Genomic DNA, 21648 nt, shown 5'->3' with positions numbered 1-21648 from the left:
TTGGGACGGCGTACACCCTGTAGGAGCTGCCGAAGGCTGCGATCTTTTGATCTTGAAACCCCAAACGCAAAAACGGCACCCGAAGGTGCCGTTTCTGTTTTCTACCGAGTATCGCTAAACGATCAACCCGCCAGCACTGCCTGCTGAACCAGAGTCAGCAACGGCTGTGGATACAGGCCGAGGAAGAACGCCAGTGCGGCGATGGCCAGCAGCATCACGCCGCCTGCACGTTGTTCCCAGTGCAGTTGCGCATCGTGGCGACGCAGGTTCGGCTCGATCAGGTACAGGGTGACCATCACGCGCAGGTAGTAGAAGACGCCGATGGCGCTGCCCAGTACCAGGGAACCGACCAGCCACCATTGGTGCGACTCGACGCCGGTAGCAATGATGTAGAACTTGCCAATGAAGCCCGCGGTCAGCGGGATACCGGCCAGGGACAGCATCATCACGGTCAGTACGGCGGTCAGGTACGGACGACGCCAGAACAGGCCGCGGTATTCGTACAGTGCGTCGGCGTCACGGCCTTTGTACGGCGAGGACATCAGGGTAATCACGCCGAAGGCGCCGAGGCTGGTGATCACGTAGGTGACCAGGTACACGCCGATGGCTTCCACGGCCAGACCTTTGCTCGCCACCAGGGCGATCAGCAGGTAACCGAAGTGAGCGATGGACGAGTAACCCAGCAGACGCTTGAGGTTGCTTTGGGTCAGTGCCAGCAGGTTACCGAACAGGATCGACGCGATGGCGATGATGGTCAGCACGTCGCTCAGCACACCGCTGCTCGCCGCTGGGGAGATCTGGAACAGACGCACCATCACCGCAAACACGGCGACTTTGGAAGCGGTCGCCAGGAACGCGGCCACCGGTGCCGGAGCACCTTCGTAAACGTCCGGGGTCCAGAGGTGGAACGGTACCAGCGACAGCTTGAACGCCAGGCCGATGAGCATCATGCCCAGGCCCATCTGAGCCAGCGAGCTTGGCAGGCCGGTAGCCGCCAGCGCCTGACCGATACCGACGAAGCTCAGGCTGCCGGAGTCGGCGTAGAGCAGGGCCATACCGAACAACAGGAACGCGGAACCGGCAGCCGACAGCACCATGTACTTGATGCCGGCTTCCAGTGACCGCTTGTTGAAGAAGGCGTAGGCCACCAGGCCGTAGACCGGCACCGACAACAGTTCCAGACCGATGAACAACCCGGCCAGGTGTTGCGCGCTAACCAGAACCAGGCCACCGGCGGCGGCCATCAGGATCAGCAGGTACAGTTCTTCGCGGTTGCCCGGGTAACCCGTGCCGCCATCGCCGAGGTAGGCGTGGGCGAGGGTCACACAAGCGAGGGTGGCGACCAGGATCAGCGCCATGTACAAGCAAGCGAAGCTATCGATTTGCAGCAGTGGGGTCACGGCCAGAGGCGCGACCTTCAAGGCTGGCAGGATCGACAGCAACGCCAGGTTCAGGCCCGCCACGGAAATCAGGAAGGTCTGCGAGTGGTTGCGGCGCCAGGCAATTGCCAACATCACCACGATGATCGTGGCGGTGGTGATCAACAACGGCGCGAGCGCGATAAAGTGTTGAGTCGTGAATTCCATAGCGCTCTTACCGGGCCGAAGCGAGTTGAGTGAAGGCGGTACCGAACCACTGCTGCACGCCATGCATCGTCGCGGCAGAGGTGTCGAGGAACGGTTGCGGGTACACGCCGATGTAAATCAGCAGCGCCGCAAGCCCAACCACCATGATCAGTTCGCGACCATCCATGCCATGCAGTACCGCGTCCGATTTGGACGGGCCGAAGTAGGCGCGGTGGATCATGATCAGCGAGTAGACCGAACCGAACACCAGGCCAGAGGTTGCAATCGCGGTGATCCACGGTGCAGCAGCGAACGTGCCGATCAGGATCAGGAACTCACCGACGAAGTTACCGGTACCCGGCAAGCCCAGCGATGCAGCGGCGAAGAACAGGCTGATGGCCGGCAGGTAAGCGATCTTCGACCACAAGCCACCCATTTCACGCATGTCGCGGGTGTGGGTGCGTTCGTACAACTGACCACTCAGGATAAAGAGTGCCGCGGCCGAAATACCGTGCGCCAGCATCTGCATCACTGCGCCCTGCAGCGCCAGTTGGCTGCCGGAGTAGATGCCGATCAACACGAAGCCCATGTGGGAAACGGAGGAGTAGGCGATCAGACGCTTGATGTCGGTTTGGGCGAAGGCCAGGAACGCACCGTAGAAGATCCCGATCAGACCGAGGGTCATGGCGATCGGCGCAAACTCGGCCGAGGCATTCGGGAACAGCGGCAGGGCGAAACGCAGCAGACCGTAAGCAGCCGTCTTCAACAAGATACCGGCCAGGTCGACCGAACCTGCGGTTGGCGCCTGGGCGTGAGCGTCAGGCAACCAGGAGTGGAACGGTACGACCGGCAGCTTCACCGCGAAGGCGATGAAGAAGCCGAGCATCAGGATGTACTCGGTAGTGAGCGACATCTTGGTTTTCAACAGGTCGGAGTAGTTGAACGTGATTACGCCGGTGCTGTTGAAGTTGACCAGTACTAGACCCAGGATCGCCACCAACATGATCAGGCCGGAAGCCTGAGTGAAGATGAAGAACTTGGTCGCTGCGTAGATCCGGGTTTTCTTGCCGTCCGAAGAACTGTGACCCCAGAGCGCGATGAGGAAGTACATCGGCACCAGCATCATTTCCCAGAAGAAGAAGAACATGAACAGGTCGAGGGCGAGGAACACGCCGACGACACCGCCCAGGATCCACATCAGGTTCAAGTGGAAGAAGCCAACGTGACGCTGGATCTCTTTCCACGAGCAGAGTACCGAGAGGATACCCAGCAGACCGGTCAGCAGGATCATCAACAGCGACAGGCCGTCGAGGGCCAGGTGCACGCTGATGCCGAAGCGCTGGATCCAGATGTGCTTGAACTCAAGCGCCCAGACCGGATCGGCGCCAGGCGCCGGAGCAAATGAATAATTACCGTGGGCCCACAGCCAGAGGCCGAGAGCGAGTTCCAGGGTCATGGTCAACAGCGCAATCCAGCGGGGGAGGGTGGCGCCGAAGCGCTCACCCATCCAGCACAGCAGGCCGCCGATGAAGGGGATCAGGATTAGCCAAGGCAGAATCATGACGGGCTCAATTCCTTTCGCAAGTTCGCAAGGTTCATATTCAGACCGCTACCAGCACGATGGCGCCGATGACCAGCACGGAGCCGGCTGCCATCGATGCCGCGTACCAACGCAGTTGACCGGTTTCGGTACGGCTCAGGGCGGTATGACCACCCTTGGCCATACGCGGGATCAAACCGATGGTTTGATCGAGCGGGTCTTTGCGCAGTGCGTGGCTGATCGCGAGGTATGGCTTGACGAACAGTTTGTCGTAGATCCAGTCGAAGCCCCAGGCAGCGAACCACCAGGCCGAAAGGAAGCGGCCGATGCCGCTGTTGGCGATTGCAGTGACGAAACGACGCTTGCCGAGAAACAGCAGTGCGGCCAGCAGGATACCGGCCAGGGCGATGGCGCCCGAAGCGATTTCCAGACTGTGCTTGGCTTCGCCGCCGGCATGGCCGACGCTCTCTGGCAGTACGCCGTGCAGCGGCGGAACGATCATCGCGCCAACGAAGGTCGACAGAACGATCAGCACCGACAGTGGCAGCCAGTGAGCGATGCCGTGACCGGCGTGGGCTTCGGTCTTCGCTTCACCGTGGAACGCGATGAAGATCAGGCGGAAGGTGTACAGCGAAGTCATGAACGCGCCGACCAGACCTGCATACAGCAGACCGTGGTTGCCGCTGGCGAACGCTTCCCAGAGGATTTCGTCCTTGGAGTAGAAGCCCGCGGTCACCAGTGGCAGGGCAGACAGTGCCGCGCCGCCGACGATGAAGCTGGTGTAGGCCAGCGGCAGTTTCTTCCACAGGCCGCCCATCTTGAAGATGTTCTGCTCGTGGTGGCAGGCAACGATCACCGCACCGGATGCCAGGAACAGCAGCGCCTTGAAGAAGGCGTGGGTCATCAGGTGGAAGATCGCGCCTTCCCATGCACCAACGCCCAGCGCCAGGAACATGTAGCCGATCTGGCTCATGGTCGAGTAGGCGAGGATACGTTTGATGTCGGTCTGGACCAGTGCAGCAAAACCGGCGAGTACCAGGGTCACGCCGCCGACAATGCCGACCAGGTGCAGGATATCCGGCGCCAGGGCGAACAAGCCGTGAGTACGGGCGATCAGGTAAACGCCTGCGGTCACCATGGTTGCCGCGTGGATCAGTGCCGAAACCGGGGTAGGACCGGCCATCGCATCCGCCAGCCAGGTTTGCAGCGGCAGTTGCGCGGATTTACCGACAGCGCCGCCCAGCAGCATCAGGGTCGCCAGAACGATCCAGAAGTCGCCGACCTTGAAGTGCTCAGGTGCCTTGACCAGCAGTTCCTGGATATTCAGCGTGCCCAACTGTTGGAACAGGATGAACAGCCCGATGGCCATGAACACGTCGCCGATACGGGTGACGATAAAGGCTTTGAGTGCCGCGTTACCGTTGTTGCGGTTGCTGTAGTAGAAACCGATCAACAGGTACGAGCACAGGCCCACGCCTTCCCAGCCGAAGTACAGGAACAACAGGTTATCGCCCAGGATCAGGAACAGCATGCTGGCGATAAACAGGTTGGTGTAGGCGAAGAAGCGCGAGTAACCATCTTCACCGCGCATGTACCACGATGCGAACAGGTGGATCAGGAAGCCGACGCCGACAACCACACCGAGCATGGTCACGGACAGGCCATCCAGGTACAGCGCGAAGTTCGGCGTGAAGCCTTCAACGGCCATCCACTGCCACAACACCTGGGTGTAGTGACCGCCTTCCGGCGGGGCGACGTTGAATTGCCAGATCACGTAAGCCGCGACGATGGCAGACAGGCCAATGGAACCGACGCCAATCAGCGCCGACAGGTTTTCCGAGAAGCGGCCGCGTGAGAACGACAGCAGCAGGAAACCTATAAGAGGGAATACGAAAGTCAGATAGAGAAGATTCATCCGCGCATCTCGCTGGCAGCGTCGATATCGAGAGTGTGGAAGCGGCGATACAGCTGCAACAGAATCGCCAGGCCAATACTGGCCTCGGCGGCTGCCAGGCTGATCACCAGGATGAACATGATCTGTCCATCCGGCTGACCCCAGCGGCTACCGGCAACGATGAATGCCAAAGCGGAGGCATTCATCATGACCTCCAGGCTCATCAGCACGAACAAAATGTTGCGGCGGACCATCAGGCCGACCAGACCGAGGCAGAACAGGATGCCGGCAACCGCCAGGCCATGTTCCATTGGGATAGCAGGCATGACTTACTCCTTCGCCTCGTTACGGCCGAGATGGAACGCCGTGACGGCTGCGGCGAGCAGCAACATCGAGGCGAGTTCAACCACCAGCAGATACGGACCGAACAGGCTGATGCCCACGGCCTTCGCATCGACGGTGGTGTGGCCGACGGCCTGACCGCTGGAGTGGCTGAACAGCACGTACAGCAGTTCAGCCAGCAGCAGGGCGCCGAGAATGACCGGGCCGAGCCAGATGCCGGGCTTGAGCCAGACGCGCTCTTGCTGAACCGAGGCGGGACCGAGGTTCAGCATCATCACCACGAACACGAACAGCACCATGATGGCGCCAGCGTAGGCGATCACTTCCAGCACACCGGCAAACGGTGCGCCGAGGGCGAAAAACGTCATCGCCACGGCAATCAGCGAAATGATCAGGTAGAGCAGGGCGTGCACAGGGTTGGTGTTGGTGATCACGCGAAGCGTGGACACCACAGCGATACCCGATGCGAAATAGAAAGCGAATTCCATCTTTCTTCCTTAAGGCAGCAAGCTCTTCACGTTGATCGGTTCGGCTTCATTCTGCGCGGCGCCTTTGGGCTTACCGGCAATCGCCATACCTGCAACACGATAGAAGTTGTAATCAGGGTTTTTGCCGGGGCCGGAGATCAGCAGATCTTCTTTCTCGTAAACCAGGTCCTGACGTTTGAACTCGGCCATCTCGAAATCCGGTGTCAGCTGGATCGCGGTGGTCGGGCAGGCTTCCTCGCAGAGGCCGCAAAAGATGCAGCGCGAGAAGTTGATGCGGAAGAAGTCCGGGTACCAGCGACCGTCTTCGGTTTCGGCTTTCTGCAGCGAGATGCAACCGACCGGGCACGCTACGGCGCACAGGTTGCAGGCTACACAACGCTCTTCGCCATCAGGGTCGCGGGTCAGGACGATACGGCCACGGTAGCGCGGCGGCAGGTACACGGCTTCTTCCGGGTACTGCAGCGTGTCGCGCTTGCGGAAGGCATGGCCGAAGATCATCACCAGGCTGCGAAGCTGGGTGAAGAAGCCATGCACGATGTCAAAAATGTACTTCATGATTCTCTATCCTCACTGAGCCGCGACGGCGGGCGTGTTGAGCAACACGATCGCAGCGGTCACCAGCATGTTGACGAGGGTCAGCGGCAGGCAGAACTTCCAGCTGAAATCCATCACTTGGTCATACCGTGGGCGCGGAATCGAGGCGCGCAGCAGGATGAAGATCATGATGAAGAACGCGGTTTTAAGCGCGAACCAGATGAACGGGATCTGCGGCAGAATGCCGAACGGACCGTGCCAGCCACCGAAGAACAAGGTCACCAGCAGCGCCGAAATCAACACGATGCCGATGTACTCACCGACGAAGAACATGCCCCATTTCATGCCGGCATATTCAATGTGGTAACCGTCAGCCAGTTCCTGTTCCGCTTCCGGTTGGTCGAACGGGTGACGGTGAGTCACGGCGACGCCAGCGATGAAGAAGGTCAGGAAGCCGAAGATCTGCGGAATGATGAACCACAGGTGCTGGGCTTGATAATCGACGATGTCGCGCATGTTGAACGAGCCGACCTGGATCACGATGCCCATCAACGACAGGCCCATGAACACTTCGTACGACACGGTTTGTGCCGAGGCCCGCAAGCTGCCCAACAGGGCGAACTTGTTGTTACTCGACCAACCGGCGAACAACACCGCGTAGACCGACAGACCGGCCATGGCGAAGAAGAACAGGATGCCGATGTTCAGATCCGCGACGCCCCAGGTCGGGGTGATCGGGATGATCGCGAAGGCAATCAGCAGGGCGCTCATGGCCACAACCGGTGCCAGGGTGAAGATCATCTTGTCGGCGAATGGAGGCGTCCAGTCTTCCTTGAAGAACATCTTGATCATGTCGGCCGCGATCTGGAACGCGCCGAACGGGCCCACGCGGTTCGGACCGTAACGGTCCTGCCAGAGGGCGAGCAAACGACGCTCGACCCAGCTCAGCAGCGCGCCGCAAACCACCACGGCGAGCAGAATCACGATGGCCTTGAGGACGGCGATGATTACGTCGATCACTTCAGGCGTGAACCAGGTCATTGAGCTGCCTCCTGCAGACCGTCAACGGTTTTGCCAAAGATTGCCGCTGGAATGCCGGCGATACCCGCAGGCAATGCCACCAGGCCAGCACCCAGCTCTTCGTTGATGCGCAGTGGTAGACGCAAGGTCTGGCCGGCTACGGTCAAGCTGAGCATTGCGCCATCGTTGACACCCAGACGGTCGGCTTCGGATTTGGCCAAAGCGACGTAGGCGGCCGGGATGCGTTCCTGAACCGGTGCGGCTTTGGAAGAGGTCTCTTCGCTGCCGAGCAGGTGGAAGAACGGCACGACCTGCCAGGTACCTGGCGCCGGGTTGAACGCGCGCGGAACACTGGCGAACCAGTTCAGCGAATCACCAGCACTTTCGATCAGGCGGGTGCCCGGGTCGCCAGCGCGGATGTGACCACCGACTTCGTCCTGGAACTTGTTCCAGGCTTGCGGCGAGTTCCAGCCCGGCGACCAGGCGAATGGCACTTGCTGACGCGGTTCGACCGAGCCCGAGTAACCTTCCATCGAGAAGTTGAACGCGGTGTCGTTGTCTTGCGGGGTACGCGGTTCGTGCACGCTGATGTCAGCGCGCATGGCGGTACGACCGGAGTAACGCAGCGGTTCGCGGGCCAGTTTCATGCCCTTGATGCGGAACGCGGCGGACGGTGCGGCGTCAACGATACGCGCCAGTTGCGGCGTGCTCGAAGCAACGGCAGCGGTGACGTGGTCCAGTTGGGTCCAGTCGATCGGCTGATTCAGCAGGGTTGCGCGCAGGGCATGCAGCCAGCGCCAGCCTTCGTGAACCAGGATGCTTGCGTCCATGTATTTCGGGTCGAACACTTGGAAGAAGCGCTGGGCGCGGCCTTCCTGGCTGACCAGCGTACCGTCGCCTTCAGCGAAGCTGGCGGCTGGCAGAACCAGGTCCGCGCGATCGCTGGTGGCAGTCTTCTGATGGTCTGCAACGATCACCACTTTCGCGGCGTTCAGGGCAGCATCGACCTTCGCTTTGTCGGTGCGGGTGTACAGATCGTTTTCCAGCACGACGATGGCGTCGGCCTTACCGTCGATCACCGCTTGCAGCGCATCGTCGACCGAGTTGCCACCGAGCATGGCCAGGCCGAGGCTGTTGGCCTCTGGCACGATCAGGCTGATGGAACCGTTCTTCTCGCGCAGCTTCAGGGCTTTGGCAATGTTCGCCGCCGCTTCGATCAGCGCTTTGGAACCCAACGAAGTACCGGCAATGATCAGCGGACGCTTGGCGGCCAGCAGGGCATTGGCGATACGTTGAGCCAGTTCAACGGCTTCCGCGTCCAGGCCTTCAACGGCGGGTGCGCTGGCGTCGAGGGCGTGAGCCACAGCGAAACCGATGCGGGCCAGGTCGTCCGGGGCCGCGTGTACGCATTCTTCAGCGATGTCGTCGAGCTTGGTTTCAGCCAGGCTGGCGATAAACAGCGGGTTCAGCTCGTGCTGACCGATGTTCTTCACCGCAGCGTCGAGCCACGGCTGAACGCGCATCGCGTCGGCCATGTCTTCGGCTTTGCCCTTGACCGATTGACGCAGGGACAGGGCCATACGGGCGGCGGTCTGGGTCAGGTCTTCACCGAGGACGAAGATCGCGTCGTGGTCTTCGATGTCGCGCATGTTCGGGATCGGCAGCGGGCTGTCTTTCAGAACTTGCATGACCAGGCGGATGCGATCCAGCTCGGCGGCTTCGATACCGGAGTAGAAGTGCTCGGCGCCGACCAGTTCACGCAACGCGAAGTTGCTTTCGAGGCTGGCACGCGGCGAACCGATACCGACGATGTTGCGACCGCGCAGCAGGTCAGAGGCTTTATCCAGTGCTTCGTCGAGGCTCAGCTTGGCGCCGTTGGCCAGCAGTGGCTGACGCGGGCGGTCTTCGCGGTTGACGTAGCCATAGCCGAAACGGCCACGGTCGCACAGGAAGTACTGGTTTACCGAACCGTTGAAGCGGTTTTCGATACGACGCAGTTCACCGTAGCGCTCGCCCGGGGAGATGTTGCAACCGCTGGAGCAGCCATGGCAGATGCTCGGCGAGAACTGCATGTCCCACTTGCGGTTGTAGCGCTCGGAGTGAGTCTTGTCGGTGAACACACCGGTCGGGCAGACCTCGGTGAGGTTGCCGGAGAACTCGCTTTCCAGCACGCCGTCTTCAACGCGACCGAAGTACACGTTGTCGTGGGCGCCGAATACACCGAGGTCGGTGCCGCCAGCGTAATCCTTATAGAAGCGCACGCAGCGGTAGCAAGCGATGCAGCGGTTCATTTCGTGGGAAATGAACGGGCCCAGTTGCTGGTTCTGGTGAGTACGCTTGGTGAAGCGATAACGGCGCTCGTTGTGGCCGGTCATCACCGTCATGTCTTGCAGGTGGCAGTGACCGCCTTCTTCACAGACCGGGCAGTCGTGAGGGTGGTTGGTCATCAGCCATTCGACGACGCTGGCGCGAAACACTTTCGCTTCTTCGTCTTCGATGGAGATCCAGCTGCCGTCGGTGGCGGGGGTCATGCAGGACATGACGATCCGACCACGGGTGTCGTTGGCGTCGGTGTACTGCTTGACCGCGCACTGGCGGCAAGCGCCAACACTGCCCAGGGCTGGGTGCCAGCAGAAATAAGGGATATCGAGGCCTAGCGACAGACATGCCTGTAACAGGTTGTCTGCCCCATCGACTTCGAGCTCTTTGCCGTCTACGTGGATAGTGGCCATGGTTCAAAGTTCTTCGTTGGCCCGGTGTCAGCGGGCGTGGCTAATGGAATCTTGTTATTCGCGTGAATCAACACAGCCGTTTAAGGCGTCATCACACGAGAAGGCGAAGGGCACGGACCCTTCGCCTTTTTTAAGTGTTTACGCGCCGACTACGATCGGCCTTGCCAGAGGCGGGACGGCGGCGCTGGTAGGCGCGATGCCGGCTTCGAACTCTGGGCGGAAGTATTTGATTGCGCTGCCCAATGGCTCCACGGCGCCCGGTGCGTGAGCACAGAAGGTCTTGCCAGGGCCGAGGAAACCGACCAGACCCAGCAGGGTCTCGATATCGCCGGCTTGCCCTTCACCGTTCTCGATCGCACGCAGAAGCTTGACGCTCCACGGCAAACCGTCACGGCACGGGGTGCAGAAGCCGCACGACTCGCGGGAGAAGAACTCTTCCATGTTGCGCAGAAGGGAAACCATGTTGACGCTGTCGTCCACAGCCATGGCCAGGCCGGTACCCATCCGGGTGCCAACCTTGGCGATGCCGCCGGCGTACATTTGTGCGTCCAGGTGTTCCGGCAACAGGAAACCGGTACCGGCGCCGCCGGGCTGCCAGCACTTGAGCTTGAAGCCGTCGCGCATGCCGCCGGCGTAGTCTTCGAACAACTCGCGAGCGGTCACGCCGAATGGCAGTTCCCACAGGCCCGGGTTCTTGACCTTGCCAGAGAAGCCCATGAGCTTGGTGCCCATGTCTTCGCTGCCTTCACGCGCCAACGATTTGTACCAGTCCACGCCGTCGGCAATGATTGCCGGCACGTTGCACAGGGTTTCAACGTTGTTCACGCAAGTCGGCTTGCCCCAAACGCCAACGGCGGCAGGGAAGGGCGGCTTGGAGCGCGGGTTGGCGCGGCGGCCTTCGAGGGAGTTGATCAGTGCGGTTTCTTCACCGCAGATGTAACGCCCGGCGCCGGTGTGGACGAACAGCTCGAAATCGAAGCCGCTGCCCAGGATATTCTTGCCCAGCAGACCTGCTGCCTTGGCTTCTTCCACGGCACGGTTCAAGTGCTTGGCGGCGGTGGTGTATTCGCCACGCAGGAAGATGTAGCCACGGTAGGTTTTCAGCGCGCGAGCACTGATCAGCATGCCTTCGATCAGCAGATGGGGCAGTTGCTCCATCAGCATGCGGTCTTTCCAGGTGTTCGGCTCCATTTCATCCGCGTTGCACAGCAGGTAGCGGATGTTGATGGATTCGTCCTTGGGCATCAGGCCCCACTTGACTCCAGTGGGGAAGCCTGCACCGCCGCGACCTTTCAGGCCGGCGTCTTTCACGGTCTGGACGATGTCGTCCTGGGCCATGTCGGCGAAGGCTTTGCGCGCAGCTGCGTAACCGTTCTTGGCCTGGTACTCGTCGAGCCACACAGCCTCGCCGTCGTCACGCAGACGCCAGGTCAGCGGATGAGTCTCGGCCGAACGCTTGAAGCGGTTGGCAGGACCGAAGGAAGTCAGGGTCATACGTAGCCCTCGAGCAATTTGGCGACGCCAGCAGGCTGCACATCACCGAATGTGTCGTCGTCGATCATCAACGCCGGCGCCTTGTCGCAGTTGCCGAGGCAGCAAACCGGCAGCAGGGTGAAACGACCGTCGGCGGTGGTCTGACCCAGGCCGATGCCAAGCTTGCTCTGGATTTCGCTGACCACGGATTCATGGCCGCCGATGTAGCAGACCATGCTGTCGCAGACGCGAATGATGTGACGGCCCACTGGCTGACGGAAGATCTGGCTATAGAACGTCGCCACCCCTTCAACGTCGCTGGCCGGGATGCCGAGCATCTCGCCGATGGCGTAGAGCGCGCCGTCAGGCACCCAGCCACGTTCCTTCTGGACGATCTTCAGGGCTTCGATCGACGCCGCGCGCGGGTCTTCGTAGTGATGCAGCTCGTGCTCGATGGCCGAGCGCTCGGTTTCGCTCAGGGCGAAACGGTCTGTCTGGATAAGCGTGCTGTTCATGCTTAGCGGTCCACGTCGGCCATAACGAAATCGATACTACCCAGGTACGCGATCAAGTCCGCGACCATGCTGCCTTTGATCACCGAAGGGATCTGCTGCAAGTGCGGGAAGCTTGGGGTGCGAATCCGGGTGCGGTAGCTCATGGTGCCGCCATCGCTCGTCAGGTAATAACTGTTGATGCCCTTGGTCGCTTCAATCATCTGGAAGGACTCGTTGGCCGGCATGACCGGGCCCCACGAAACTTGCAGGAAGTGTGTGATCAGGGTCTCGATGTGCTGCAGCGTGCGTTCTTTCGGCGGCGGCGTCGTCAGCGGGTGATCCGCCTTGTACGGGCCTTCCGGCATGTTGCGCATGCACTGCTCGATGATTTTCAGGCTCTGGCGCATTTCTTCGACGCGCACGATGCAACGGTCGTAGGCATCGCCATTGGCCGCCAGCGGGACTTCGAATTCGAAGTTCTCGTAGCCGGAGTACGGGCGAGCTTTACGCAAGTCGAAGTCGCAACCGGTCGAACGCAAGCCTGCACCGGTGACGCCCCATTCCAGGGCTTCTTTGGTGTTGTAGGCCGCGACGCCGATGGTCCGGCCTTTGAGGATGCTGTTGTCCAGCGCGGCTTTCTGGTATTCGTCCAGACGCTTTGGCATCCACTCGACGAAGTCTTTAACCAGTTTTTCCCAGCCGCGTGGCAGGTCGTGAGCAACGCCACCGATGCGATACCAGGCCGGGTGCAGACGGAAACCGGTGATGGCTTCGATCACCGTGTACGCCTTCTGGCGGTCGGTGAAGGTGAAGAACACCGGAGTCATTGCGCCGACGTCCTGGATGTAGGTGCCCAGGAACAGCAGGTGGCTGGTGATCCGGAAGAACTCGGCCATCATGATGCGGATGACGTCGACCTTCTCGGGCACCTTGATGCCGGCCAGCTTCTCGACCGAGAGCACGTACGGCAGGTTGTTCATCACGCCGCCGAGGTAGTCGATACGGTCGGTGTACGGGATGAAGCTGTGCCAGGACTGACGCTCGGCCATCTTCTCGGCACCACGGTGGTGGTAGCCAACGTCCGGTACGCAATCGACGATCTCTTCACCGTCCAGCTGCAGGATGATGCGGAACGCACCGTGCGCGGAAGGGTGGTTTGGGCCGAGGTTGAGGAACATGTAGTCCTCGTTCGCACCGGAACGCTTCATGCCCCAGTCTTCAGGCTTGAAGCGCGCGGCCTCTTCCTCAAGCTGTTGCTTGGCCAGGTTCAGGGTGAACGGGTCGAACTCGGTGGCACGGGCCGGGAAGTCCTTGCGCAGCGGGTGACCTTCCCAGGTCGGCGGCATCATGATGCGGGTCAGGTGCGGGTGACCTTTGAAGTCGATCCCGTACATGTCCCACACTTCACGCTCGTACCAGTTGGCGTTCGGCCAGATGCTGGTGACGGTCGGCAGGCTGAGGTCGCTCTCGGACAAGGCGACCTTGATCATTACGTCACTATTACGTTCGATCGACATCAAGTGATAGAACACAGTGAAGTCGGCGCCGCTTGGCAGCCCTTGACGCTTGGTGCGCAGACGCTCGTCCACGCCGTGCAGGTCATAGAGCATGACGTACGGCTTGGGCAGGTTGCGCAGGAAGGTCAGGACTTCGACGAGTTTGGCGCGGGCAACCCAAAGCACCGGCATGCCGGTGCGGGTAGGCTGGGCGGTGAACGCCTCAGGGCCAAAACGATTGTTCAGTTCGACGACCACATCCTGGTCGTCTGCCTTATAAGGCGGGATGTACAGAGCGCTGCCTGTAGTCATGGTTATTTATCGCTTTCGGTCAACGTAAAGAATGAAGCCAGTGTCTCGTTCTATAAAAGAAGCAGATCTGGATCAGACTTCGTCGGGGCTGCGCAGGTTGGTGACTGCGATTCGCTGTTCGCGGCGCTGTTCCTTTTGCGAAGGCATCTCGGCGCGGTACACGCCTTGATCGCCGACGACCCAGGAAAGCGGACGACGCTCCTGTCCAATCGACTCTTGCAAGAGCATCAAGCCTTGCAGAAAAGCTTCAGGGCGGGGCGGGCAGCCAGGCACGTAGACGTCCACGGGCAGGAACTTGTCCACCCCTTGAACGACGGAGTAGATGTCGTACATGCCACCGGAGTTGGCGCACGAACCCATGGAGATAACCCATTTAGGTTCGAGCATTTGCTCGTAGAGACGCTGAATGATCGGCGCCATCTTGATGAAGCAGGTACCGGCGATAACCATGAAATCCGCCTGACGCGGCGATGCCCGGATAACCTCGGCGCCAAAGCGCGCGATGTCGTGGGGCGCCGTGAAGGCGGTGGTCATTTCCACGTAGCAGCACGAAAGACCGAAGTTATACGGCCACAGGGAGTTCTTGCGCCCCCAGTTGATCGTGCCGTTAAGCACGTCTTCGAGCTTGCCCATGAAGATGTTTTTGTGGACTTGATCTTCTAACGGATCGGAAACGGTTTCCCGCTCGCCAATCGGATACTGCTCGTTAGGAGCATCGGGGTCGATCCTGGTGAGATTGTATTGCATTGCCAAAGCCTCATTGTTTCAGCTTCGCCTGCCGCTTGCGACGAGCTTCCGGAGCCCAGTCAAGGGCGCCCACTCGGAACAGGTAGACAAGACCTGCCAACAGAATTGCTATGAAAACGAGAGCTTCGACGAATCCGGTCCAGCCGCTTTCGCGGACGGACACAGACCAGGCAAAGAGAAAGAGGGCTTCGATATCGAAGATCACGAAGAGCATCGCGACCAGATAGAATTTGGCTGAGAGCCGCAAGCGGGCGCCACCTGTAGGTAGCATGCCGGACTCGAACGGTTCGTTTTTGCTGCGGCCCCAGGCTTTTGACCCTAGGAGGCTGGAGACGCCGAGCATGAAGGCGCAGAGGCCGACGACGCCCAGAAGGAAAATGGCAAAGCCCCAGTTGTGGGCCATGAGTCCTGTCGCTTCGGGCATGCTGGTAATCCTTAACAGAGAGCAAAGGTCTCTGAGCTTGAAAAGAAACAAAGCAGTGACGATATGTCGCAGCAATCAATCGCGGTGATTTTATGGCTAAACACCGAGCAAGTAAAATTCCTATAGCGAAATTATTTATAGGAATAAGGACATAGCGCACCTCCAAGGGCCTGCAGCCCATGCGGTTCGGGCATTAGGGGGCATTTCATCAATTATGTTTTGTAGGGAATGTAACGAACAAAGTTGTTGATAAATGATAATCAATATCGTTTGTGCTGGTTTTTAAACTGTTTAACGGGTGGGTGGCCGGGAAGTTGTCTTATATAGCTGTTACTGCAAGTAGCAGCCTAGGTCGTTTTACCGCAGTTTTCTGATCGCCATGCTGCTCTGGATCAATATTTTTTGCCCTTGTAGGAGCGAGCGGTGCGGCGATCCGACTTGCCCGCGAAAAACGATGACGCGGTATCCCTGAAAAACCGCGGCGCATTCTTCGCTCCTCCAGGATTGGGTGAAATTCCAGGCAAAAAAACGCCCCGAACCAGTCGGGGCGTCTAGAGGTGCGACGCTGCGGTTAGTTTTCTATCCGATCCGCAACGGCCGTTTGCTCAGTTACAGCCAGTCAGTGGAACTGTTCTTCTTCAGTCGAACCGGTCAGCGCGGTCACCGAAGACGAGCCACCTTGAATTACGGTGGTCATGTCGTCGAAGTAGCCGGTGCCCACTTCCTGCTGGTGAGCCACGAAGGTGTAACCCTTGGCAGCGTCAGCGAACTCTTGCTCTTGCAGCTTCACGTAGGCAGTCATGTCGTTGCGGGCGTAGTCGTGCGCCAGGTTGAACATGCTGTGCCACATGTTGTGAATGCCGGCCAGGGTGATGAACTGGTGCTTGTAACCCATGGCGGACAGTTCGCGCTGGAACTTGGCGATGGTCGCGTCGTCCAGGTTTTTCTTCCAGTTGAAGGAAGGCGAGCAGTTGTACGACAGCAGTTGGTCCGGGTATTCCTTTTTGATCGCTTCGGCGAAGCGACGAGCTTCGTCCAGGTCCGGCTTGGCGGTTTCGCACCAGATCAGGTCGGCGTACGGCGCGTAAGCCAGGCCGCGAGCGATAGCCTGGTCGAGACCGGCGCGTACTTTGTAGAAGCCTTCCTGGGTACGTTCGCCAGTCACGAATGGCTGGTCGTACGGGTCGCAGTCCGAAGTCAGCAGGTCAGCGGCGTTAGCATCGGTACGCGCCAGGATGATGGTCGGCGTGCCGGCAACGTCAGCTGCCAGACGAGCAGCGGTCAGCTTTTGCACAGCTTCCTGGGTAGGAACCAGTACCTTGCCGCCCATGTGGCCGCATTTCTTCACGGAAGCCAGTTGGTCTTCGAAGTGAACGCCGGCGGCGCCTGCTTCGATCATGCTCTTCATCAGCTCGTAAGCGTTCAGTACGCCGCCGAAACCGGCTTCAGCGTCAGCCACGATTGGCGCGAAGTAGTCGATGTAACCTTCGTCGCCCGGGCCTTTGCCGGCTTTCCACTGGATCTGGTCAGCACGACGGAACGAGTTGTTGATGCGCTTGACCACGGTTGGAACCGAGTCCACCGGGTACAGCGACTGGTCCGGGTACATCGATTCGGCGGAGTTGTTGTCCGCAGCTACTTGCCAGCCCGACAGGTAGATCGCCTGGATACCGGCTTTAACTTGTTGTACAGCCTGGCCGCCAGTCAGGGCGCCCATGCAGTTGACGAAATCTTTCTCAGGACGGAAGGACGGCTTGGCACCCTGGGTCACCAGGTTCCAGAGCTTCTCGGCGCCCAGTTTTGCAAAGGTGTGCTCAGGTTGAACCGAGCCACGCAGACGGACGACGTCAGCAGCGGTGTAAGCGCGTGTCACGCCTTTCCAGCGTGGGTTTTCAGCCCAATCTTTTTCAAGGGCTGCAATTTGCTGTTCGCGTGTCAGTGCCATGGAGATAAACCTCGTCGCATAGGTCTGGGGTGGAAAATTCCTGCTCCTGCCGAGTACGCATATTTAGAGAGGCGTAAAAGGCTGCTCGCTGACCAGAAGCTTAGGCGGTCAAGTCGGATTCGGCGGGGATGGCGACGGGATGAACGATGGGCTCGAGGGGGAGTGAGCAGGTAAGGGCGAACTGGCGAGCGCATTCGGGCGTCGTGGGCCTCTATACGAACTTCAGTGTGGTGCCGGGTTACCTAATTACGCTTCCGTCCCTCGGGACAACTTCGTTCCAGTCGGCAACCTCGTCAAACACACCTTGTGGGCGGTACAGACACGAAGCGGCTCGCGGGGTAGATGCGAGCAGCGCCTCGAAGGCCCTTGCCAGGGCCCCTGATTAGCGGGAGCGAGGCCATCATGCCTTTGCTTTTTTGGCTCGTCAAACGTTTTGTAGTGCTTTTTTTCAGGCACTACATCTTTAGTCTAATACGACTAATCAGTCAGTTTTTGGTGCTTTAGTCCAGCGTGTCGACTTTCACCCGCAAGGTCATGTCATCCCGGCCCTGAGTAGAGTAGCTGCGGGTTATGCCCTGTTTGTCGGCCTGAGTCTGGCGATTCACGCCGGCCAGGGTGATCCACTCGCCCAGGCGCCCCGTGACAGTTGTGTCGGTACTTTGCACATTCACTACATCGGGACGTTCCTGGCTCATGCGGTCACGGTTGGTACTGATCGCCAGGTGAACGATGTTGCCGGTGACGCTGGCGGTGACGTAGAACCCCTGGGTGACGTTGCGATACTGAGTCTGGCTTTGCACGCGACCGTAAGTATCGGTTTGCGTGCTGGTCAGCGGCACGCTCTGGCCAACCTGGATCAGTGCCGGCGAACCTTCGCTGGCCTGAACCTGCTGGATGCCGCCGTCACGGCTGTCGGTGCTGCGATTGATGATCCGGGTCTGGCTCGGCGCGGCGCCGTTCACGGAGTAACCCTGATCGCCCTGGAAGTTGTTTTCGTTGGTGTCGACAGTGATCAGCAGGCGTTTGGGTGCGGTGTCGAGTTGGGCGATGAAGGTCTTAAGTTCGTCGATCTTGTCAGGTTCTGCGTTGACGATCAGTTGGTTGCCATAGGCGCTGACCTGGCCGTCCTTGCCAATAAAATTCTGCGCCACCGGCAGCATGTCGGCGCTGGTGCGGTAGCTCAGGGGCACGATCTCGGTGGCGGCTATGACCGAAAAACTGCAGGTCAACAACAGCGTGGTGAGCAGGGTGCGTAGGGACATGTCCGTTATCTCCGCTTTCTAAAGGCTTGATATTGCCAGTTTGTCGGCCCAGGGTGGGGCAAGTTGAATCGTAGACAGCAAAACGCCCCGGCATCCAAGGATGGCGGGGCGATTTGATGGTGTTCACAGGCTGTTTTTGTGGCGAGGGAGCTGGCTTCCGCTGGGGCGCGAAGCGGCCCCAAAATCTTGGGTCTGCTGCGCAGCCCAGCGGGAGCAAGCTCCCTCGCCACAAGGGCTAGGCCGAATGCCGAACCATGTCCACATGCGGTATCCCGGCTTCCAGGAATTCCTCACTGACCAGGCTAAACCCCAAGCGCTCATAGAACGCTGTGGCCTGTACCTGTGCACTCAGCATCTGCTGCTTCAGCCCGCGCTTCTCGGCCTCGCCGATCACCGCTTGCATCAGCGCATCGCCGACTTTCAAGCCGCGCCAGTCCTTGAGTACCGAAACCCGGCCAATGTGACCATCGGGCAGCAGGCGGGCGGTGCCAATCGGAAAGTCGCCTTCGAAAGCGAGGAAATGCACCGCTGTGGCGTCATCGGCATCCCATTCCAGCTCAGGCGGAACGGATTGCTCGGCGATGAACACCGTCTCACGAATGCGCCGTATCTCGGCGATATCCTTCTGCCAGTCTGCGACACGAACGTGGATTTTATTCATCAGCAAACCCCAGGCTGCCTTGCTTGACCAGCTCGCACAGCAGGCCGCGGCCGTCTTCGTCGTTCAGCCAGTCACCAAGGTTATCGGTGTGCAGGGCGTCAGCAGCGCAGATCAGCTTCAGCAACTCGCGCAGTTTGCCCGGCAGGTAACGGCTCTGGCCGCTGGCGAACAGCAGCAGGTCGTCATCGACTTCGGACCAGGCCATGCGCGCGCTTGGGTTGCGAATCAGCACAGCACCTTGTTCCAGGCTGGCGAGGAAGTCTTCTTCTTCGATTTCTTCCGGGCCGACCACCAGTTCCGGGTAGCGCGGCTCGGTCATGTACTGGCCGAACCAGGTCAGCAGCAGGCGCTCATCGCTCATGTGCTCGGCCAGCAAAGCTTTCAGGCGATCAAGGGCGTCGTGCTGGATCTGGTGCGGATCGACTGCCGGCAGGGCGTCGGCATCGGTGTAACGCTCTTCATCTGTCAGGAACTGGCTGAGGAAGTCGGTGAAATGAGTCAGCACTTCAGAGGCGCTTGGGGCGCGGAAGCCGACCGAGTAGGTCATGCAGTCATCAATCGCGACGCCGCAGTGAGCCAGGCGCGGCGGCAGGTAGAGCATGTCGCCCGGTTCCAGAACCCACTCATCGGTGGCTTCGAAGTCGGCGAGGATGCGCAGGTCTGCGTGTGGCAGCAGCTTGCTCTCGGAATCGCACATCTGGCCGATTTTCCAGTTGCGCTTGCCGTGGCCTTGCAGCAGGAACACGTCGTAGTTATCGAAGTGCGGGCCGACGCTGCCACCGGGGGCGGCGAAGCTGATCATCACGTCGTCGACGCGCCAGCTCGGCAGGAAGCGGAACTGCTCCAGCAACTCGCCCACTTCTGGCACGAATTGGTCAACCGCTTGAACCAGCAGGGTCCACTCGGTTTCCGGCAGCTTGCTGAATTCGTCTTCGGCGAACGGGCCGCGGCGCAATTCCCAAGGACGCTCACCGTGCTCGATCAGCAGGCGCGATTCAACTTCTTCTTCAAGCGCCAGGCCGGCCAGTTCGTCGGGATCGATCGGGCTTTCGAAATCGGGGATCGCCTGGCGGATCAGCAGCGGTTTTTTCTGCCAGTAGTCACGCAGGAATTCGCGTGCCGTGATGCCACCCAGAAGTTGAAGAGGAATATCAGGATTCATGTGTAACCTATTGAAAAAATGCACTTTTCAGACGGGAATAAAAACGCCCGGCGCTGCCGGGCGTCTCAAAAGGGTCAAGCGGTCGATCAGATGCGTTTGGCTTGCTCTACAGCGTTACCGATGTAGTTCGCCGGGGTGAGCAATTTCAGCTCGGCTTTGGCTGCGGCTGGCATGTCCAGGCCGTCGATGAAAGTTTGCAGCGCTTCAGGGCTGATGCCCTTGCCGCGAGTCAACTCTTTCAGCTTCTCGTACGGGTTTTCGATGTTGTAGCGGCGCATCACGGTCTGGATTGGCTCGGCCAATACTTCCCAGCACGCGTCCAGGTCGGCAGCAATTTTCTGAGCGTTGAGCTCAAGTTTACTGATGCCTTTGAGGCTGGCTTCGTACGCGATCACGCTATGGGCGAAGCCGACACCGAGGTTACGCAGTACGGTGGAGTCGGTCAGGTCGCGCTGCCAGCGGGAGATTGGCAGTTTGCTCGCCAGGTGCTGGAACAGTGCGTTGGCGATACCCAGGTTGCCTTCGGAGTTTTCGAAGTCGATCGGGTTGACCTTGTGCGGCATGGTCGACGAGCCGATTTCGCCAGCGATGGTGCGCTGCTTGAAATAACCCAGGGAGATGTAGCCCCAGATGTCGCGGTCGAAGTCGATCAGGATGGTGTTGAAGCGGGCGATCGCGTCGAACAGCTCGGCAATATAGTCGTGCGGTTCGATCTGCGTGGTGTATGGGTTGAAGCCCAGGCCCAGCTCGTCTTCGATGAAGGCGCGGGCGTTTTCTTCCCAGTCGATTTCCGGGTAGGCGGAGATGTGTGCGTTGTAGTTGCCGACAGCGCCGTTGATCTTGCCCAGCAGCGGAGCGGCAGCGACTTGAGCGATTTGACGCTCCAGACGGTAAACCACGTTCGCCAGCTCTTTGCCCAGGGTGGTCGGCGAAGCCGGTTGACCGTGGGTGCGCGACAGCATTGGCACGTCAGCGAAACGGATCGCCAGTTCGCGGATGGCTTCAGCGGTCTGGCGCATCAGCGGCAGCATCACGTCATCACGGCCTTCGCGCAGCATCAGGGCGTGGGACAGGTTGTTGATGTCCTCGCTGGTGCAGGCAAAGTGGATGAACTCGCTGACCTTGGCCAGTTCCGGCAGCTTGGCCGCTTGCTCTTTGAGCAAGTATTCGATGGCTTTAACGTCGTGGTTGGTGGTGCGCTCGATCTCTTTGACACGCTCGGCGTGCTCCAGAGCGAAGTTGTCCGCCAAGGTGTTCAGCACCGCGTTGGCTTCGGCGGAGAACGCCGGCACTTCGCTGATGCCTGGGTGGGCGGCCAGGCGCTGGAGCCAGCGCACTTCAACCAGAACGCGAGCACGGATCAGACCGTATTCGCTGAAAATTGGGCGCAGGGCCTGGGTTCTGCCGGCGTAGCGGCCGTCAACAGGGGAAACCGCAGTGAGCGAAGAGAGCTGCATGGGGTGTTCTCGGACAGTCGGGCAACGAAATGGGGCGCGTATCATACATGAAAAATTCCGCCGGTCCGTTGCCAACTGACCGGCGTACTACGCGTTACTG

General features: G+C 59.8%; 18 protein-coding genes. All 18 read right to left on the bottom strand.

The window, feature by feature from the left end; genetic code table 11:
* Positions 1 to 122 precede the first annotated feature (122 nt).
* The gene (gene nuoN / locus JFT87_RS22315; protein WP_201204602.1) at positions 123 to 1586 is read right to left on the bottom strand and encodes an NADH-quinone oxidoreductase subunit NuoN; all 1464 of its coding nucleotides are present in this window, start codon (positions 1584 to 1586) and stop codon (positions 123 to 125) included.
* A gap of 7 nt (positions 1587 to 1593) precedes the next feature.
* A complete protein-coding gene (gene nuoM / locus JFT87_RS22310) occupies positions 1594 to 3126 on the bottom strand; it encodes an NADH-quinone oxidoreductase subunit M (protein WP_201204600.1) in 1533 nt (510 codons plus the stop codon).
* Between the two features lie 40 nt (positions 3127 to 3166).
* Complete coding sequence (nuoL, locus tag JFT87_RS22305; protein ID WP_201204598.1) at positions 3167 to 5020, bottom strand: NADH-quinone oxidoreductase subunit L; 1854 nt, start codon at positions 5018 to 5020, stop codon at positions 3167 to 3169.
* Positions 5017 to 5325, bottom strand: a complete 309-nt coding sequence (gene nuoK, locus JFT87_RS22300; RefSeq protein ID WP_133838688.1) for an NADH-quinone oxidoreductase subunit NuoK — start codon at positions 5323 to 5325, stop codon at positions 5017 to 5019. The genes nuoL and nuoK overlap by 4 nt, the downstream gene beginning before the upstream one ends.
* A gap of 3 nt (positions 5326 to 5328) precedes the next feature.
* Positions 5329 to 5829 (bottom strand): NADH-quinone oxidoreductase subunit J, encoded by a 501-nt coding sequence (gene nuoJ, locus JFT87_RS22295; RefSeq protein ID WP_201204596.1) that lies wholly within the window; start codon positions 5827 to 5829, stop codon positions 5329 to 5331.
* Between the two features lie 9 nt (positions 5830 to 5838).
* The gene (gene nuoI, locus JFT87_RS22290) at positions 5839 to 6384 is read right to left on the bottom strand and encodes an NADH-quinone oxidoreductase subunit NuoI (RefSeq protein WP_177331423.1); all 546 of its coding nucleotides are present in this window, start codon (positions 6382 to 6384) and stop codon (positions 5839 to 5841) included.
* 12 nt (positions 6385 to 6396) lie between these two features.
* Positions 6397 to 7404: an NADH-quinone oxidoreductase subunit NuoH gene (nuoH, locus tag JFT87_RS22285; RefSeq protein WP_201204594.1), complete on the bottom strand. Its 1008-nt coding sequence runs from the start codon at positions 7402 to 7404 to the stop codon at positions 6397 to 6399.
* Positions 7401 to 10115: an NADH-quinone oxidoreductase subunit NuoG gene (gene nuoG / locus JFT87_RS22280; RefSeq protein WP_201204592.1), complete on the bottom strand. Its 2715-nt coding sequence runs from the start codon at positions 10113 to 10115 to the stop codon at positions 7401 to 7403. Before nuoG ends, nuoH begins: the two co-directional genes overlap by 4 nt.
* 138 nt (positions 10116 to 10253) lie before the next feature.
* The gene (nuoF, locus tag JFT87_RS22275) at positions 10254 to 11609 is read right to left on the bottom strand and encodes an NADH-quinone oxidoreductase subunit NuoF (protein ID WP_201204590.1); all 1356 of its coding nucleotides are present in this window, start codon (positions 11607 to 11609) and stop codon (positions 10254 to 10256) included.
* Entirely contained in the window at positions 11606 to 12103 is a 498-nt protein-coding gene (nuoE, locus tag JFT87_RS22270) for an NADH-quinone oxidoreductase subunit NuoE (RefSeq protein ID WP_201204588.1), read from the bottom strand. Before nuoE ends, nuoF begins: the two co-directional genes overlap by 4 nt.
* Before the next feature lie 2 nt (positions 12104 to 12105).
* Positions 12106 to 13890, bottom strand: coding sequence for an NADH-quinone oxidoreductase subunit C/D (gene nuoC, locus JFT87_RS22265; RefSeq protein ID WP_054053672.1), 1785 nt, complete (start codon positions 13888 to 13890; stop codon positions 12106 to 12108).
* 72 nt (positions 13891 to 13962) lie between these two features.
* Positions 13963 to 14637, bottom strand: a complete 675-nt coding sequence (locus JFT87_RS22260) for a NuoB/complex I 20 kDa subunit family protein (protein WP_008146035.1) — start codon at positions 14635 to 14637, stop codon at positions 13963 to 13965.
* Positions 14638 to 14647: 10 nt separating this feature from the next.
* A complete protein-coding gene (locus tag JFT87_RS22255; RefSeq protein WP_003223812.1) occupies positions 14648 to 15061 on the bottom strand; it encodes an NADH-quinone oxidoreductase subunit A in 414 nt (137 codons plus the stop codon).
* A gap of 619 nt (positions 15062 to 15680) precedes the next feature.
* The gene (gene aceA, locus JFT87_RS22250) at positions 15681 to 17006 is read right to left on the bottom strand and encodes an isocitrate lyase (protein WP_201204586.1); all 1326 of its coding nucleotides are present in this window, start codon (positions 17004 to 17006) and stop codon (positions 15681 to 15683) included.
* A gap of 500 nt (positions 17007 to 17506) precedes the next feature.
* Positions 17507 to 18268, bottom strand: a complete 762-nt coding sequence (locus tag JFT87_RS22245) for a secretin N-terminal domain-containing protein (RefSeq protein ID WP_201204584.1) — start codon at positions 18266 to 18268, stop codon at positions 17507 to 17509.
* 235 nt (positions 18269 to 18503) lie between these two features.
* Positions 18504 to 18929: a GNAT family N-acetyltransferase gene (locus JFT87_RS22240; protein WP_054053668.1), complete on the bottom strand. Its 426-nt coding sequence runs from the start codon at positions 18927 to 18929 to the stop codon at positions 18504 to 18506.
* Positions 18922 to 20091, bottom strand: coding sequence for a ribosomal protein uL16 3-hydroxylase (locus JFT87_RS22235; protein ID WP_201204582.1), 1170 nt, complete (start codon positions 20089 to 20091; stop codon positions 18922 to 18924). The genes JFT87_RS22240 and JFT87_RS22235 overlap by 8 nt, the downstream gene beginning before the upstream one ends.
* 86 nt (positions 20092 to 20177) lie before the next feature.
* Entirely contained in the window at positions 20178 to 21548 is a 1371-nt protein-coding gene (gene purB / locus JFT87_RS22230) for an adenylosuccinate lyase (protein WP_201204580.1), read from the bottom strand.
* Between the last annotated feature and the right edge of the window lie 100 nt (positions 21549 to 21648).

Source organism: Pseudomonas sp. TH15 (assembly GCF_016651105.1).
Lineage (GTDB): Bacteria > Pseudomonadota > Gammaproteobacteria > Pseudomonadales > Pseudomonadaceae > Aquipseudomonas.
The sequence above is the reverse complement of the archived record's forward strand: the minus strand, read 5'-3'. Positions and strand labels throughout refer to the sequence as shown.